The organism is Pseudomonas baltica (assembly GCF_031880315.1).
In the GTDB taxonomy this organism is placed as follows: Bacteria; Pseudomonadota; Gammaproteobacteria; order Pseudomonadales; family Pseudomonadaceae; genus Aquipseudomonas.
On sequence record NZ_CP134771.1, the window covers coordinates 307,666 to 326,218 of the forward strand.

At 59.4% G+C, this 18,553-nt stretch carries 9 protein-coding genes and 1 pseudogene; all 10 read right to left on the bottom strand.

Annotated elements, in window-relative coordinates; translation table 11 throughout:
• Positions 1-84: 84 nt before the first annotated feature.
• On the bottom strand, positions 85-543 hold the full coding sequence (locus REH34_RS01490) for a hypothetical protein (RefSeq protein WP_311970486.1): 459 nt from the start codon (positions 541-543) through the stop codon (positions 85-87).
• A complete protein-coding gene (locus REH34_RS01495; protein ID WP_311970487.1) occupies positions 544-996 on the bottom strand; it encodes a hypothetical protein in 453 nt (150 codons plus the stop codon).
• Positions 977-1,294 (bottom strand): annotated as a pseudogene (locus tag REH34_RS01500) (adhesin); the annotation flags it as partial. The gene REH34_RS01495 and the pseudogene REH34_RS01500, both read right to left, overlap by 20 nt.
• Before the next feature lie 117 nt (positions 1,295-1,411).
• Positions 1,412-1,672 carry a hypothetical protein gene (locus REH34_RS01505; protein ID WP_078731018.1) on the bottom strand — a complete coding sequence of 87 codons (261 nt, stop codon included), beginning with the start codon at positions 1,670-1,672 and terminating at the stop codon, positions 1,412-1,414.
• A gap of 424 nt (positions 1,673-2,096) precedes the next feature.
• A complete protein-coding gene (locus tag REH34_RS01510) occupies positions 2,097-2,495 on the bottom strand; it encodes a hypothetical protein (protein ID WP_311970489.1) in 399 nt (132 codons plus the stop codon).
• On the bottom strand, positions 2,495-2,731 hold the full coding sequence (locus tag REH34_RS01515) for a hypothetical protein (RefSeq protein WP_311970490.1): 237 nt from the start codon (positions 2,729-2,731) through the stop codon (positions 2,495-2,497). Before REH34_RS01515 ends, REH34_RS01510 begins: the two co-directional genes overlap by 1 nt.
• A 159-nt stretch (positions 2,732-2,890) precedes the next feature.
• Positions 2,891-3,295: a hypothetical protein gene (locus REH34_RS01520; protein ID WP_010428178.1), complete on the bottom strand. Its 405-nt coding sequence runs from the start codon at positions 3,293-3,295 to the stop codon at positions 2,891-2,893.
• 11 nt (positions 3,296-3,306) lie between these two features.
• Positions 3,307-15,912, bottom strand: a complete 12,606-nt coding sequence (locus REH34_RS01525) for a hemagglutinin repeat-containing protein (protein ID WP_311970491.1) — start codon at positions 15,910-15,912, stop codon at positions 3,307-3,309.
• A gap of 21 nt (positions 15,913-15,933) precedes the next feature.
• Positions 15,934-17,634: a ShlB/FhaC/HecB family hemolysin secretion/activation protein gene (locus tag REH34_RS01530; protein WP_311970492.1), complete on the bottom strand. Its 1,701-nt coding sequence runs from the start codon at positions 17,632-17,634 to the stop codon at positions 15,934-15,936.
• 218 nt (positions 17,635-17,852) lie between these two features.
• Complete coding sequence (locus tag REH34_RS01535; protein WP_311970493.1) at positions 17,853-18,536, bottom strand: GNAT family N-acetyltransferase; 684 nt, start codon at positions 18,534-18,536, stop codon at positions 17,853-17,855.
• Positions 18,537-18,553: the final 17 nt, after the last annotated feature.

Genomic DNA, 18,553 nt, shown 5'->3' on the forward strand with positions numbered 1-18,553 from the left:
GACGATTCGGGTACATATAAGGTGCAAAAACACCGGCACAAGGCCGGTGTCGAAAGTGTCAGATCAAGTTGAAACTTCTACAACTCACCAAACCTCATGGGTCTCGGCTCTGTAATTCTTTTCAATACGCTCAACAAGCAATGGCGCACTGATAATTCCTCTTGTGGAATGCTTCAGTTCTTCCGAGCTAATCTCTCTCTCCAGCCGAAGCGCTTCGCTTCCATTCCATAGCCAAATAGAGCCTCCCGGCCCGCCATTCCTGGAACGGAACGTAGGAAACACTTGTAACTTTTCGGGAACCGGAACATTTGCCACAACGGATAGAAGGCCCTGATTTACCGCACTTTGAACAACAAAAAATGCGGAAAATTGTGGTTCACCATCAACAACAACCGAAAAATCTTTTGGTTTTTCATTATGAAACCCGGGGAAAATACGTATTAAAAAACCAAATTCCGGATGCTTATGAGTAACCTGGGCATATGCGACACCCTGCGAGGTTAACACCTGCAAAATGTCGCCCAGCTTTACCTTCTTAGCCATTTAAAATCCTTCATATCCAGCTCTTTTCAGCAGCTCGGCGCCGCGAATCAAACCCTGCTCATAATTAGTCGGGTTTTTGACAGACGATATAGAGTTAATCTTATTGATCAACGTGCCGCCATCTTTACCAAGGCCATGGTAGTCGATCAGTGTTTGCTCTACTGCCCGTGCGTCAGCACGTGAAAGGTTCTGTAAACCCTCTATTCTGTCAATCGTGATGCCTTTTTCTCTGAGGTGAGCTTGACCGCGCTTAGCTATGTCGTCGGTTATTCCGACATAACGAGTCACGCCATCAACAACACAGTTATAAACACAGGTCTTTCCACCTATAGAGGCAACTTCACCTGCGCCTTTTGCCCCAACAACATCCGCCCCTACCCCACGATCGGAGCCATTATACTCCTTCCAACCCGGATGATAAGGGTCTGCCTTCATCTCGGGCGAAATCGTCACCCCCACGCACCACAACATTCCCCGCACCTACCGTCGCGCGGACGATCTGCTGGCGATCCTTGTCGTACTTGTAACCCGAGGCACTCCAGCCGGCTTCGCCGGTTTTACCCTTGCCGACCTGACTGCTGTCCTGCTGGGCGCTCGCGCCACCAGTGGCATAGCTCCCGCCAACATTCAGGTAATAGGCGTGCTCGGTATCCTTGCCCGCGATATCGCTGAAGCCCAGCGTGCCGGTATCGAGCAACAGCTTCCCGGCATCCGATGCGATCAATGCTCCATCAAGCTGGGTGTGATCCTGGAAAAGAGTGCAATCAGGGTACATATAGGGTGCAAAAACACCGGCGCAAGGCCGGTGTCAGTGTGATACAAACTCATTGCATGTCAGTAAAATCTGGGGCTTTTACTGATGAGCAAACTACTCCTCGATCAACCCCAGCGCTTCGCCCAAGCTTTCCACAAACTCTGCCTGCTCATCTGAATACTCTATTGCGATGCTTTTAAACTGTGAGCACAAAGATGATTTAGATTCCAAGTCCATCATTTGCAATGTCGAAGCTAATTGTTCAAGCCCCTGCATTGCAGCATCTGGATTTAATGCATCATCCCCCGAAAACTCAAGAAATATAGCAAGCTCAACAATGGCTCGCGCAACGTGCTTATTGATTTCCTGGCTCACGAATCACCTTCACTGAAATATTTTTAATGCCCAGCTCATCAAACATTTTCTGAGCTCTATTTGCTTGAGCCTGTGTAGGTACTTCCCAGCGCGCAGTTAAAGCATTCTGACTTAACACGTCAGACTGCCTAAGCGCCTGGTCCTTCTATTTGCTCGTCGTTACAACCGAAATCTTGCGATCAACTAAAACTTCACCATCCACACCATCGAATTTAACCAACCTTATTGATCCATCCGGCATTGTTCTTTCTAGCGCAGGAGCTTGGCCAGATTGGGTTGCAGGATTGGAGCGAGCACCCGTTGCTGAGTCATTGTAATCACGGGCACGCGAACTCATACCTGCATTCTCATCAACCCACTTGACCTTAGTTGACGCAAGATCATCTACCTTACCGGCAGCGCCAGTTGCTTTTGCACCAACAAATTATGAAGCAAACAAACAGCCGTTTTCGTCCACCCAAATGATGCCTGGCACTTCATAAAAATACAGTGTGAGTGCTTCGTCACTTTCACTCACAACACCTTCCGGCCACTTATCTTTCAAGTAAGACACGATCTGCTTCGCATCCAAACTCCAGTGAGACTCTTCATCATTAATCGAAAACCTGGGGTGCGGATTATCCGAAGAAATATAGCAATCCGCATTTGGCGCGATAAATTTTATTTTTCCGGTAACAAGCAGATATTCGATCACAGAAAAAAAAGCATCTTTTTGCTGAGAGAACGATAGCTCAGGATTCCATGAACCAATGGCGCTGAAAAGTGCCGATATCCACAGACCAAATGAATCACGCACTATTTCTTCAACAAACTTAGTATCCATTATGGATTTCCAATCAGGAATTTTATTTCTGGATTATACGTCGTGCCTGTGGCGGCTTTAGGCACATCGATAGTCCAGGCTGGACCAGTCTGACCAGATGAAGAGGAAAAATTCCGAAGCGTGAAATTTCCTTCAGGCGTATTAACAACATATATATCCCCTTTCCCAGGAATAGTACGAGGAGAAGGCAAGCCTGTCGAGCCTGTCAATTCCGAAAAATACTGCTTAACTTCCACATCTGTTGCACCAGAAAATATTTTTGCATTTCCTGTGTTTGGAACCTCAATGAGCGAGCGGTCTCCAATTTGAATACCGCTCCTAGTACTGGAAGAGCTAAACAGCTCCGTTATTTCGGTACTGCGGGTTATGCTTGGAATGCCTTTTGCACCAACTCATCAACTGTCGCTCTGATTCAAAATCTTTACCTCGCGCCAGTAAATATTTTCTGGTAAAGGCTGATTCTGATTGAATCGGGAGAAAACTTCGATCACATCGTCAATATTAAACCACTCATCTTTCTTTAATTGAACACGCCCTGCACCAAACGACAGCAAGCTCCCATCTTCAAAGTTCGTGCTAGAATTTGAATGATATCCTCTAAACAGAGCTTTACTTTTTGCGTCATATCTTTCAATAAAGCAAGTGAATCTGCCTCCTGCCACTTGCACATAATTACCGTCGTCGTCAGTTATGCATGCGTATGAGCTTGGACCGTAGCTTTTTAATTTTTTTAACACTTTTACAAGCTGCGCCTGGTTGACGTCAATTAATACGGGACTATTTTCGGCTTCGAGCTTCATATTCCTCACCTTCACGGCACATAAACTGTTGTAGCGCTTTCGATGACTTCGCCTTTTAGCCGTCCCTTCCCTTGCGCCCCAAACTGATTGACAAAATAATCGGTGAATTCTTGATAGCTGGTCTTACTAGCAGTTCCGCTTTTCACCTCAAGACCGTGTAATTTACCATTTGCGTCACGGACTACAATGTCATACCTACGATCACCGAGAGGCCCTTTAACGACCATCTCAGTGCCTACAACTTCCATTCCATTTGCTTCTAAATGCTTAGCAAACTCATCTGCCTTAACTGTTCCCGGAGGAGCTAGACCCTTCGGGCTAGCAAATTTTCCGTCAGGGGTTCGATAGCTTCCATCTGAATGCAGATTTACTTCGGGGGCTAGGTCGGTCTCTGGACCAACTTTCTTCCCGCCCGTCGCATCTGGGCTTGCTACCTCTTTTGCACCAACAACATCCGCCCCTACCCCACGATCGGAGCCATTATACTCCTTCCAATCCGGATGATAAGGGTCTGCCTTCATCTCGGGCGAAATCGTCACGGTTTTCCCCGCTCCGCTCTTCGCCCAAAGCGCACCAATCCCTGCTGCGGCCATACCAGCGACCGCAGCAATGGCGCCTGATATCAAAAATTTTGCGCCGATCACTTCCGCCGAGCCATTCATACCATCGTTGCCTGACTTGGCGTATTCCTGTTTCCCCTCTTCGTTATTCTCGACTACCAGCTCAACGTCCTGATCCGTCAGCACGTTTACAATCTTCGTCGCTCCATTCTCCACCAACCGCTCGGCGGTTGGGCCTAGCGTATGTTCGAATACGACGGAACCCAGATATCCAGCAGCGGCTGTTACCGGTCCCAGGGCGACTTGGACCGCCAACATCCCAGCTGCAATTTGCTCTTTTGGCACCATGACACTGAATTTGGCAACATTTATCAGTGCATCTTGATAAAGGTTGTTATGTATGTAGGTGTTATCCAGTTGAATCGACGGATTCCCGTTTTTATCCAAAACTGTGGTGGATGTTGATGTTCCTGGCAGTGGATCCACGGCTTCTGGGCACTTTCCAGCACATTGCTGCAGCTTGCCAAAGCTTGTGAAGACCGCGTCCAGCGATGAGTAAACCTCTGGGCGCCAGGTGCCTAGGACAGAACTGGACAAACCGTTTTCCAGTAATTTTTTTGTCAGCGCCAGTGCCTTTTCATTTCCTAGAGCTGCTTTTGCTTGCTGAGGAACATCATCTATCGTCACCAGCGGCGCACGCAGTCGATTCAGATTACCAAGAAGCTCATTGATTTGCGCCGAACCATAATTCTTGGCATCATCTTCCCACCGCTTCAAAGTCCCCGGCACATCCATCACCGCATCAACTGAAGACTTCGTCACATATAAATCAGTGCGGTGTTCTTCATCCTTGGTAATCTCATACGCCTTACTGACATCCCGATTCAGCCCAGCCGTAGAATCCGCCCCAGTCTGCTCATCCCCACGCACCACAACATTCCCCGCACCTACCGTCGCGCGGACGATCTGCTGGCGATCCTTGTCGTACTTGTAACCCGAGGCACTCCAGCCGGCTTCGCCGGTTTTACCCTTGCCGACCTGACTGCTGTCCTGCTGGGCGCTCGCGCCACCAGTGGCATAGCTCCCGCCAACATTCAGGTAATAGGCGTGCTCGGTATCCTTGCCCGCGATATCGCTGAAGCCCAGGGTGCCGGTATCGAGCAACAGCTTCCCGGCATCCGATGCGATCAATGCTCCATCAAGCTGGGTGTGATCCTGGGTACGGATGTTCACATCATTGGCAGCGGTTATGGACGTCTGCTGCTCGACCCATTTGGTCGAGCCCGTTGTTTGGCCATAGCCCACAGAGCCACTGGCACTGCCACCTCCCAGTCCCACCACGACGGTGGCACTCACGTCGAACTTCTTGCCGCTGACCTTGCCGGTGTCCAGCGCCGAACTGACGGTCAGGTTGCGGCCCACGTCCCCGTTGACGCTATCGCCACGCAGGGTCGCACCGCTGATGGTGGTGTCGCGGCCGCTGGTGAAGTTCAGCTGGTCGCCAGCATTGAGGTGGGCTTCCTGCTGTTGCGCGCCTTCACGGTCGAGGTTGCCGCGGCCGATATCGACACTGGCGTAAACGCCGATGCCTTGCTGGCCGACGGCGATACCGGCGCTGCCGCCGCCGTTGTGGCGGGCATCCTGGCTGCTGGAATCGTTCTGCGCAGCCTTGATGGTCAGGTCGTTGCCCGCGTTGAGGTTGATGTCACGCTGTGCTTGCACCTGGGCGCCGATCAAACTCAGGTCGTTGCTGGCAACTAGGTTGATGTCGCGGACGGCGTTCAGGGCGCTCGGCGTCGAAGTACCTTGGCTAGAGTTGCCGGTAGCGATGCCGGTACTACCGCCCACCCCGATCTTGAAGCCGCCAGTGGTGCCACCGATGACACCGCCTTTGCTCTGGGTCTCTTCGCTGTCGGTCCCTTGCGCACCTTTGGCGACATCAATGGTCACGTCGCGGCCACCGATGCTGATATCACGACCGGCGTTGAGACCACTGCCGCGCACGGTCACGTCATTGCCAGCGACCATCGACACATCGTTGCCCGCCTGCACGATCGAGCCGCGTTGGCTGTCGATGGTCTGGGTGACGGTCTGGCTCTGGCTGGTGTTGCCAATATGGCCGTCCATGGTCGGGCCGTTGAGGAACTGCGATATGGCGTCCACTGCCTTAAGCGTGCTCGACGCTTTGCTGACACCGTCTTCACCTTTGCCTGCGCCGCTCAACGCATCGCGAGTGTTGCCCAGGTTGTGGTTGATGGTGCCGGAGATGCCGTTGGTACTGACGCTTTTACTGGCGGTTTGCTCGCTGTGTTCGCTGGCGGCATCGATGACGATGTTGCGACCAGCCTGGTAGGCAATGTCATTCCCGGCATAGGCATCGGAGCCCTGCTGCAGGATGTCGCGGCCGGCGCTCACGCTCAGGTCCTGACCGGCACTTAGTTGGCTGGCGGCTGCGGTTTGTTGGGCACCGTTCGCAGTTTCCTTTATGGCTTGCTGGCCAGCGAAGGCGGTGAAGCCGTTGCGGTCCGCACTGACCTTGACGCCGACGGACTTGGTCTTCTCCCAAGTGTCGCTCTGCGCCGTCGAGATACCCGCGATGACATTGACGTCCTGCCCCGCGCCCAAGGTGATGTTGCGCCCGGCGCTGACGCCGCTACCGACGATGTTGATGTCCCGAGCGGCGTTGAGGGTCGCATCCTGCTCGGCGCTGACCTGGCTTCCTACATTGGTTGTGCTCTGGGCCAAAGCGCCGGCCTTCTGAGCAGCGCTGAAGCTGATACCCCCCTTTGTACCCATGATGCCGGTGCGTGTACTGTACTGCTCACTCTTGCTATAGGCCGTATCGCTGGCGGCCACCAAGTTGATATCACCGCTGCTGTTGATCAGACCGGCGTGCAGCTCGGCATCATTGGCAGCGGTGACATTACTGGCGCGCACGCGCACATCGTTGCCGGCAACCACGACCACGTCGTTGCCGCCGTCCACATCACTGGCCACTTGCGAAGCCGTGGTTTTCAGCTGGCTCTTGCCACTCTTCGAGAGGCCCAGGAAGCCCGATTTGGTCTTCTTGTTGTACGAGCCATGCTCTTCAGTACCGGACAGAATCGCCACGTCACCGGTGCCACCGACCATCACATCGTGACCGGCCTTGAGCTGGCTGCCGATGACGCTGACGTCACGGCCGCCATCGAGGCTGACGCCGCCATCAGCGGTACCCGATGTGTTGATGGTCAGATCGCTGCCCGCGGTGATGACCGAGGCGACATTGGTACTGTCGTAGCTTTCCTTTTGCTGGCTGCTGCTGCGGCCAAACGACCCTTTTTTCTTCTTGAAGTAGAACGAAGACTTCTCGTCCATGGCCGACGCGATGGTCACGTCCTGGCCCGCGTCGATATCGACCGCTTTGCCCGCAGTGACGTGGCTGGCAACGATGCCCAGGTCGGTACCTGCACTCAGGACAACATCGCTTCCAGCGCTGATATCGCTTGATACTTGAGTCACTTGATCGCGCTGACTAGTTACCTTTTTCGATTTGCTGTACGCATGCTCCTCATCCGCCGCCGAACTCACCGTCAAGTTCTCGGTGGCCGTCATCGCCACATCACCCTTCGCGGCCACCTGACTGGCGATCACATTGATATCCCGGCCGCCCTGCACAGCCACATCGCGGCCCGCGTCTACGGTCGAGCCGAGCCGCGTGATATCACTGCTGGTGTGCTTGCTGTTCAACACCTGGCTGTTGGTGACCTGCGTAGCGGCGATATTCACATCGCGCCCGGCGGTCAGGGTCAGATCACGGCCGCTTTGCAGGGCGCTGCCGACGTTGTTGATGTCTCGCCCAGCAGAAATGCTCAGATCATTGGCCGCCTCGATACGCGAGGCGCTGTCGACATAGTCCTTGTGCAGTTGGCCGCGGGCGGTGCTGTCCAGCGCGACCACGGTCCGTTCGTTGACCACATCACCGGTGACGGCGGTGACCGCCACGTCGCGCCCAGCAATGATGCCGCCGGCCTTGTTGGTGACGTTGTTGATCGCCAGGGCATCCAGGCGGCCGCCAGCGTCGATCAGGCCGCTGTTGACCAGGTCCTGGCCAGCGGTGGCGCTGAGGTTGCCGGTGGCTTTCAGGGTGCCGGCGTTATCGAGGTTCTGGCCGGCGGTGAGGCTGACGTCGCTACCGGCGATGAGTGCGCCGGTCGGCCCGAGGCGGCCGTCGGCCTGGGCCAGATAGACCACGGGCACCAGGACCTTTTCGCCGTTCACTTCGTGCTCTTCGAGCCAGACGATGTCGTGGGTCAGGGACGCGACTTGGGCGCTGCTGAGGCCGACGCCGATGGACAGGTTGAGGGCGTCCTTTTCGGCGACGGCGTTGTTCATCAGGTATTGGTACATCGCCTCGTTGGAGGTCTGGCCGTCGATAAAGGCTTGGCCGGTGCGTGCGGTGACGGCTTGCTGGATCAGGCGTTGCTCGTAGAGGCCGTCGCCCAGGCGTTTGGCGCTGGTGTCGGGGTCGTAGCCGAGAGCCGCGAGCAGGTAGTCCGAGCTCATGAATTGCTTGAGGTCGGTGAGCGCGGGGTTGGTTTCGATCAGGTATTTGCCGGTGCTTGGTTTGGCGGCGGAGCTGGGCAGGCCTTGGACGCGCGCGATGTTCTGCGCCGAACTTGAGGCCGTTTGGATGTGGGTGGCGCTGCCCGCGACGGCGGAGCCCTCACGGTCGACAGCCGCAAGTTGATAGCCGCCCACGACGGTGTCATCGGTAGCGCTGATGCGAATGTCGCGGGACTGCAGGCCAGGGATGGCTTGATCACGTTGCGCGGTGGTGATGCTTGCCCCGCCTATGGACCAGTCGTTTGCCGCTGCGCCTGGCTGGGTGCTGGTCTGGCCGCTGAGGCGGAACAGGCCGTTCTGACCGGTGGGCAGGCTGAAGCCGGGCAACGCGGTGGGGTCGATCTGTTGTTGTGCCAGGTCGGGGGGCAGCTGTGCGTTGACCCTGATGACCACCCGCGCGCCAGCGGCGGCTTGGGTGTTCTGGACTTGATTGGTGCCTACGCTGTAACCGTAATCCTCGTGGATCACGCTGTTGGTGAGGTTCTGGCTGGCGGTGATGGCCACCTTGCCGCCGGCCTGGATGACGGCGTTGCGCACGGTGCCGGTGCTGGCGGCACCGGTGCTGTCTTTGGCGACTTCTACGTCGCTGACCAAGGTGTATTGGGTGATGGCGGTGGGAAGTGCCAGCAGATTGTTGGCGTCGTATTGCGAGGGGATCTTGCCCTCGAAACCATAGCTAAGGCCAGACATTGCCAGTCCGTAGCCTCCGGCCCCCCCAGGCCCTTGAATGGCACGAACTGCTGTCCCGGTTACGGTGTCGGTAAGCGCGACATTTTCAACCCAGCCATTGTCCCGCCCGCCCAGACGAACTTTTCGGGATACTGCATTCGCAGTACGTAGCGCGCCGGAATCGTCGATGTAATACACGACCGGAAAATCTGGATTGTTGCGCTGGTTATACGGCAACACCACACTGGACATCAGCCGATTGGCCGTGCCATCCGTGATATCCGGCGTTTTATAGGTGCGTGTGCGCTCAATGCTGCCACCTACCGAACCGACGTTCTGCAGGCTATCGGCCTGGATAGTGATATTGCCGCTGGCTGCAATCGTGCTTTTGCTATTGAGGAAGGTTCCACCGTGAAAGACGAAGTCTCTGCCTACAGACAGCGTCGAGGACGCACTGGTGTCGGCGTCAGCACCTTCAAACGTTTCCCGGGCGATGATCGTCAGGTCGTAGTTATCGCCCACACAATCTTCACATCTGACGGCAATAAGCCCCGACGTCAGCGTCCGCTCGCCCGTTCCAGTCCCACCCTCAGTCCTGTTCTCAAACGCATCCGCATCAATCCCGAACGCCCCGGCACTCTCCATCCCACCCGAGATATTCAACACACTCGCCGAGCGCGTCACGCCGTTGTACCCACCAATGCTCACATTACCCAAGCCGTACACATTGGCCGCGTGGTTGGTGAGTGCATTGGCGTGCAACGCCAGGTCGCCACCCGCGAAGATCAACCCGCCCTCGTTGAGCAATGTGGGCGTGCTCAGGCTGACGTTCTGGCCGCCGCCCAGAGTCCCGTAGTTATTGATGGCACCGGCGCTGGCGGTCAAATCACCTCCGGCGGTGATGCGCCCGAGATTGCGCAGGGTCCCGGCTACCGAGAACACACCTTTACCGCCGCCACTCAGTCGCGAGGTAGCGGCGTTGAGGTCGGCCTGATTGGCGGAGAACGTCAGGTCGCCGACGCTGGTCAGGCTCCCCGCGCCGCTGTAAGTACCCGCGATTTGCAGATCGGCGCTGCCATTGCTGGCGATCAGGCCGTCGTTGTTCCAGTTGCCACCGCGGCCGACAAAGGTGCGGTTGGTCAACAGTTGGCCGGTGGCAGACTGGTTGAAGGTGCCTACGTTGAGGTTGAGGTCGCCGACTTGCAGCACGCTGGTGTTGGTCCAGCTGTCGCCGCTGATGCTCAGGCTGCCGTTGCTGACCAGGTTGCCGCCCGCGTTCTGCAACAGATTGAGGCCCAGGCCAAAGGTGCCGGTGCCGCTGTGCAGGATGGAACCGCCGACGTTTTGCAGAGCGCCGACGTTGAGCGCCAGGTTGCTGTTGACCGTCTCTAGGGTGCCGTTGCTGTTGTTCAGCAGGCCGCTGACATTCAACAGCGTGGTACCGCTGGCGCCCAACGCTCGCAGCTTGCCAGTCTGGTTATCAATGCTCGCCGCAACAATGCTCAGCGTACTGTCGCTTTCAATTACCCCCAGCCGATTGTTCAGCGCCCCGCTCAAACTCAAATCAATCTGCTGCCCGCCAATCTGCCCGTCATTGTCGCCGCTGTTATCAAAGTTGTTGCCGGTAACGCTGACCCGCTGCTTGGCATACAACCCGCCATTACGGTTATCAAAATCACCGGTATTGATCAGCGCATCACCGGATTGCGCCGACACCCGCCCGCCGTAATTGTTGAAACCCGCCAGCGCCCGAATATCCAGGCTCTGCGCCTGAGTGATGCCGCCCTTGTGATCAAGGTCATAACCGTTTTTCAGCACGCCGGTAATGCGCGCCGTAAAAGCTTGCTGCAGGCTGGCCAGCACCCCACCGCGGTTGTCGACGTTAGTGGCGGTGACGTTCAACGCTCCGCTTTGCGCGAGAATCTTGCCGCTGAGGCTGTCGACATCGCCGGTAACCGTGAGGTCCAGCGCGCCTTGGCTTTGCAGTGTGCCTTTGCCGTTGGCCAGGCTGGCGGCTTGCAGTTTGAGGTTGGCATTCTTGCTGTAGATCAGGCCGTCATTGGCGTTTTGCAGCGCGCCGCTGGCGGTGATCAGCAACGCGTCGTTGGCGGCCAGCGTGCCGCGGTTGCTGTTGTCCAGCCCGCCGGTAAACAGGGTAATCGCCCGTTGGCTGGTCAGTTCGCCGCCTTGGTTATCGACCTGGGTAGCGCGCTTGAGCAACAGGTTGCCAGCGCTGGCGAGCTTGGCATTGGTGTTGATCAGTTTGCCGAGCAAGTCGAGGGTCACGCCGCCGTTGCTGGCGAGGCTGCCTGCGCTGTTGTCGAAGTCGGTCGCGGCCAGGCTCAAGTCCTGTTGCGCGTTGATCGTGCCAGCGGCGTTGCTCACATTACCGGCGTTGATCAGCAACCCCGCGCCACTGTCGATCAGGCCGTTCTGGCCGTTGTTCAACAGGCCGCTGACGGTCAAGGTCTGCCCTGCTCCACTGGACAGAATCCCGCCTTGGTTGTCGACGCTGACCGCGCTGACGCTCATTGCTTGCTGGCTGACCAGCGCCCCCGAGTTGCCGTTGAGCAGCGCGCCGGCAAGGCTGACATTTACCTCGGCGTTGCGGCTCGACAGGGTCCCGCTGTTGCGGTTGTCGAGGCTGCCACCGCTGACGCTCAGCCCTTGCCAACCGGAGATCAAGCCCAGCGCGTTGAGCACCGAATCGGCACTCACGGTCAGCACCTGATTGCTGATCAACTTGCCGCTGCTGTTATCCAGGGTACGGCCGCTGAGGCTGAAGCTTTGGCTGCTGGAGATTTCGCCATTAGCATTTTTCAGGTCGCGCAGGTGGCTGAGGGTCAGCGGGCTGCGGGTGGTGATGAGGCCGTTGCGGTTGTCGAGGTCGGCGCCGTTGAAATCGAGGTTCAGTGCGGTGGCGCCGAGCAAGGAGCCGCCGGCGTTGTCGATGCCGGTGGCTTTGACGGTGAGCGCTTGGGTGGCGTTGATCAGGCCGTCGTTCTGGTTGCCGAGCAGGCCGGTGACGTTGAGGGTCAGGTCGCTGCGGCTGGTCAGGGTACCGGCGCTGTTGTCGAGGCTGCCAGCAGCGGCATCGACACTGGCGGCGGCGATCATGCCTCTGACGTTGGCCAGCGCGTGCGCCACGCGCACCGTCAGCGCCTGGTTGCTGAGCAGTTTGCCGTTGCCGTTGTCGAGGCTGTCGGCGCTGAAGGTATAGGCCTGGCCGCTGGAGATCTCGCCGTTCTGGTTGTTGACGTCGGCGAGGTTGTTCAGCAGTAACGCGCCGGTGGCGTTGATCAGGCCGCTGCGGTTGTCGAGTTGGCCGTGGTTGAGGTCGAGGGTCAGGTCGGCATTGCTGAACAGTTCGCCGCCTTGTTGATCAAGGCCGATGACGTCAGCGCGCAGCGATTTGTCGGCACCAATGCTACCGCCATCGCGGTTGGTCAACTGCGCTGCGTGCAGTTGCAGGCCATCGGCACTGCTCACCCGGCCGTCATGGCTGTTGTCAAAATCACCGGTGTCGATCGACACCGCACCTTTAGCGCTCACCAGGCCTTTTTGCGTGTTGTCCAAGCGCGTGCTGCTGAGCACCAGCGTGGCATCGGTCACCAGCCGGCCGCCTTGGTTGGTGATCGCGCCGGTGCTGTCGACGGTCAATGCGTCCGCGCTGGACAGGCTGCCGCCATTGTTGGCCAGCGTGCCGGCGCGCACCTGCAGCGTGCCTTCACTGCTGATCAGGCCAAGCGTGTTGAGCAGATCGCCGTCGAGGCGCACATCAATGCCGTGTTGGCTCAGCAAGCTGGCGCCGCTGTTGTCCAGGCGGGTACCCGTCACTGTCAGGCCGGTGCTGCCGGACAACACCCCGGCATTGCGGTTAAGGGTTTGGTCGATAGCCAGCGCCAGGCCTTGCTGGGCGATGATGCGGCCGGCATCGCTGTTGTCGAGCTGTTCGCCGGTCAGGCTGATGTCGCCCTGGCTGGAGATCTCGCCGCCGCGGTTGTCGATGCTGGCGACGTTGAGCACCATCGCGCCGTGGGCGCCGATCAGGCCGGCCTGGGTGTTGTCGAGGCTCGTACCGGTGAGGCTCAGGGTGGTCAAGGCGATCAGCTGACCACCGGGCTGCTGCAGCGCGCCGATGGTTGCAGACAGACTTTTTTGGCTGGCGATCTGGCCGTTGCTGTTGTCGACGCGGGCGGCATGGAGGCGCAGGTCGCCGTCGGCGATCAGGGTCGCAGTGCGGTTGGTCAGGGTGCCGGTGACATCCAGGTCCAGGCCGCTGCGGCTGCTGAGTTCACCCTCGGTGTTGTCCAGGCTGGCGGCCTTGGCATCCAGCGCCGCCGCCGAGATCACCCCTTTGACGTTGCTGAGTGCCCGGGCGACTCGCACCACGAGCGCTTGATTGCTCAGCAGCTTGCCAGCGCTGTTATCCAGGCTGTCGGCATTGAACTGGAACGCCGACGCACTGGAGATTTCGCCGTTCTGGTTGTTGACCGCTGCCAGGTTGTTGAGCAGCAAGGCGCCAGGCGCGTTGATCAGGCCGTTCTGGTTGTCGAGCTGGCCATGGTTGAGGTCGAGCGTCAGGCGGGTATTGCTGAACAGTTGACCGCCGCGCTGATCGAGGCCGGTGACGCTGGCCTGGAGTGCCTTGGCGGCGGCGATGCGGCCTTGATCCTGATTGGTGACCTGGCCGGCAGTGAGGTCGAGGCGATCGCTGCTGGTCAGCTTGCCGCTGTGGCTGTTATCGAAGGCCCCGGTGGTGACGGCGGTCGCGCCCTTGCCGGAGATCATGCCGCTGTTGCGGTTGTCGAGGCTGGCGCTGCTGAGGGTCAGGCCGCTGTCGGTGCTGATCGAGCCTTGCTGGTTGTTCACATCGCCATCGCTGGCGACGCTGAGTGCGCCGGCACTGGAGAGTTTGCCGGCGGCGTTGTTCACGTGACTGGCAGCGGCGTTCAGCGCGCCTTCGCTGCTGATCAGGCCGTTGCCGTTGTCCAGCGCGCCGGTCAGGTGGACGACCACATCGGTCTGTCCGCTCAGTGTGCCGTGGCTGTTGTCCAGCTGCCCGCCGTCTAGGCGCAACGCGGTGCCGGCGTAGATCAAACCGTTGTTCTGGTTGATCACACGGGCGATGTCGAGGGCCAGCGCGGTGCCGGAAAGCAGCTTGCCGGCATCGCTGTTGGTCAATTGGCTGGCTTTGACTGTCACGCCCGCCTGGCTGGAGATTTCCCCGGCGCGGTTATCGATGCCGTTAGTGATAGCCAGGCTCAGCGCTTTTGTCGCACCTACCAGGCCGCCAGTGCGGTTATCGAGGTCGCTGGCTTTGAGCGTCAGGTTGCCCTGGGCGGTGACTCGGCCTTGCTGGTTGTTCAGCGCAGCGACGGTGGCGTTGAGGTCGGCCTGGCTGGCAATCACGCCGTCGGCGTTATTGAGGTCGCCAGCGTCCAGTTGCAGGGCGTTGCCGCTCAACGTGCCGTTCTGGTTATTCAAGGCAGCACCAGCGCTTGCGTTCAGCGTGCGCCCGGCGTTCAGCTGGTGGCCGCTGTTGTCCAGCGCCTGGGTGAGCGTCGCAGTCAGGTCCCGACTGGCCACCACACTCCCGGCGTTGCGCAGATTCTGCGCCCTGAGCACCACATCGCCGTTGGCATTGCGGCTGTTGTCGGCATTGACACCGGCTTCGACGATAGCGTTGTTAGTCAGCTGCCCGCCACTGCTGAGGCTGATGCGATCGCGCGCCGCCACGTTCTGCTGCACCGCCAGCGCGCCGACCGTTTGCACCTCGACGTTCTGTCCGTAGATCGCCCCCTGGGCCTCCAGGCTTGCCGCTTGCACCTTGACGGCGCCATTGGCCGAGGCCTGGGCCATGCTCAGGTGGCCGTTGGCGTCGATCTGAATGTCCTCGGCGCTGGCCGCCAGATTGCCGGCCAGACGCACGCCCACGCCCTTCTCGGTGCCCACCAGTTTGATCGCACCGGCGTACATGCCGCCCAGCGCTGAACTGTCGATGGCCAATTGTGGCGCGTCGCTGCCGTCGTCGGCCAGCGCGGTGGGGTTGAGGGTCTGCGCGTTGACGTCGTTGCGCCCGGTGACGAGGGTGAGGTTCTTGGCGTGCAGCTCGGCGTTGATTTTGGCGCTGCGGGTGATGATCTCGAACTGATCGACGTTGTCGGCGTTGAGCCCGGCGCCTTCGACCGTGACGCTGCCGTTCTGCACGTTGAAGTGGTCCAGCGCGCCATTGCTCAGCACCGGCTTGCCGGTGGTCAGGGTCACGCGCGGGGTGTTGATGAAGCCGCAGCCGTTGCAGGTGACGCCGTAGGGGTTGGCGACGATGACGCGCGCTGCCTGACCGGCGACTTCGGTGTAGCCATTGAGCTGGCTGGCGTTGGCACCGGTCACTTCGTTGAGGATGGTGCTGGCGGCCTGCCCCTTGAAGTTGGGGTTGCCGACGATGATGCCGCCCAGTTGGGTGCTCTGGGTACGGCCGCTGGCGTTGTTGAGGATCACCCCCTGACTGCCGACGTTGTACTGCTGGTATTGGTTATGCGACAGGCCGCTGGCGTTGGGCGCGGCGATGTTGACGATCGGCACACCGTTGCCGGCCTGGCCCAGGGTCGTGTTGGGGGTGGCGACGACGATGCCCTCGGCCTGCGCCCACAGCGGTTGCCAGAACATGGCGTTGGCCAGCAAGAACGCCAGCCCGCGCTTGGGCAGGCCCCAGAAGCGCTCGCGCTCGATCAGGGCGGCCGAGGGCTGGCGGGCGAGCAGGTCGAATTGGTTAACGTCCATGTTGAAAGTTTCCGAACAGCGTTAAAGGAAGAAATCGAGGCGAAAGTAGATCGGCGATTCGCGCTCGATCAGTCCCGCAGGGCGTTCCAGGGAGTGGGCGTAGGTCGCGCTGACGGCAACGTGCTGGCCGCGCGCGAACAGCTCGAAGGCGTTGCTCGACAGGCGCCCATGCTGGTCGCCGTTGTAGCGGTCGTGGCGGATCACGCCCTGGTCGTAGCCGATGGCGGCGCCGTATTCGCTGAAGGCCGGGCGCAGCCAGTCGAGGTTGACCGGGCGGGTCAGGCGCAGGTCATTGCGCCAGTAACCGCCGCTGTCGCCACTGAGGAATTGATCCTTGTAGCCGCGCACCGAGGACGAGCCGCCGAGGCTGGTGCGCTGGGCACTGAACAGCACGTCTTCGCTGCGCTGCCCGGTGGCCAGGCTGCTGAAGCTGAGGCGCTCGCCCCAGAGGGTGAACGGCTGCAGGTAGCTGAGGGTGCCAGTGTATTTGCGGTAGCGCGAATCGGGTGCGCCGGGGCCGGAATGATCCTCGCTCTGTGCGCCGAAGCCGCCGACGCCTTGCTGCATGCCGAGGTCGAGGTTGACGAAGGCCGAGCCGATGCGCCGGCCGTGGTTGAAGCCGTACTGCACTTCGCTGAGGCTGGGGCTGCTGCCGCCGAGCAGGCTGTCTTCGACGTAATTGCGGGTGCGCATGTGGGAGAAGCCGACACTCAGGGAGGTCTTGCTCACCGCGTCGCGATGGATCACCCGTTCGGCATGCAGGGTGTGAGTTTCGCTGTCCCCGCTTTGCTCGAACGAGTAGCCGTTGGCTTGCGCAACGGAGCGGTAGTCGCTCTGGCTGTAGCTGTAGTTGAAGGTCCACCAGCCCAGCGGCAGGCTGTAGTTGAGCATGGCGTTTTTCGACAGTTGCTGGTGATCGCTGACCGCATCGTGGCCGCCGCGCAGGGCCAGCTGATCCATCAGCCCCAAGGGGCTGTCCCATTCGAAACCGGTGTTCCACTGCTGCTCGCCGGTGCTCTTCTGGCCGTCGTTGTTGCGTGACAGGTTGGCGCGCCAGGGCTTCTGCTCGGTGTTTTTGACCAGTACGTCGCTGCCGCCGACCTCGGTGCCGGGCGCCAGCTCCATCTGCGCCTGGTTGGAGGGCAAGCGGTTGACCTGATCCAGCAGTTGTTCGACTTCGCGCAGATTGAGGCGTTGGCCCTCGTGGCCGGGGAACGCCATGGTCAGCTCGCGCGGCGACAGACCACTGCCCGCCTCGCTGCGCAGGTGTTCGAGCTTGCCTTCGACGATCAGGACTTGCAGGTGGCCAGTGGCGAGGTCCTGCTGCGGCAGGTAGGCGCGGGAGGTGACCAGGCCTTTGTCGATATACAGGTTGGTGATGACCTTGAGCAGCTCGTTGAGCTGGGCGACGCCCAGGCACTGGCCGATGTAGGGCTTGGTGAGCGTCTCGCGCTCACCGGCAGACAGCGCGTCTGCGCCTCTGAGTTCGATGCTTTGGATGGTGAAGCAGCGGCTGCTGGCCGGTGCTGCGGGGGCGACCGGGGCGGTGGTTTTACCGGGCAGGTCACGCAGCTCTTCGAGGCGCCGCTGTTGGTCTTGCAGCAGACGGTCCTGACGGTCGCGGATCAGGTCTTGGTCGCCAGGGGTGGGCGCGGCATCGACGGTAAAGGGGGCAGCGGACAGCACAAGCAGCAATGCAATCCTGGCAGAGGCAAAATCCACGAGACGTCCTTGAGTGGCTCTTTAATATCACGGCGGCGATATTATTGAGCCACAATTCTGGCGTCAACGTTTTGTATCAAATCATGTCGAAAACGTTACTTGACGCCGACGAATGGTCAAGAGGCGTCTAGCACGCACTGTACCGAGCTCGCATACCCCTCATTGGCCCGCCAGGACAACTCAATTCCCCCGAACGATTATCGGAACAAGCCCCCTCGCTACTGCGCAGACCGCTGCTGCACGCACAACACCGCCTGCCGCGTCAGCTGGTCCAGATACCGGTCACGTTGCTTCTCGGCATCGGCCATGGCGCGCTTGCCGTGCTGCTTGAGCAGGTAGGCATGAATCTGCTGGACCTCGACGCTGCGGTAGATCGGCGCGATGTCCAGCTGTGGGACCAGCCCGTGGGTCGCGTGGTCGCGGGTGTTCATCAGCACTTGCGGGCCGCGCGCGCCGAGCACCTCGAAGCCCAATGCTTCAAACGTCAGGACTTTGCCCGGATGGCAGGCCAGTTCGGCATGGGGATAGCGGGCGGTCATGGCCGCGAGCAGGCGGCGCGCGATACCGCGGCGGCGATGGCCCTTGCTCACGGCCAGGTAGGCCAGCGCGCAGGCATCGGCGTCGTCCTTGACCGGCAGGTACAGGGCGAAGCCGAGCACGGTGTCCGGGTCGTCGGGGTCGCAGGCGGTGATCAGCTCGGCGGGGATGCCCTTGGCGCCATCCATGCCGTCGAGGTACAGGTGGACCTCGAAGCCCACACCGTATTGATAGAGGTTGTACAGCGGGTTGCTTGGCGCGATGGCGACGCTGCTGATGTCGGTGAGGTTGTCGACCACCAACTGCAGGATCTGGCTTTTGATCGGTTCGGCCGGGGTGGTGCGGTAATGGTTGAGGCTGTACATCAGGGGGACGGCTCCGG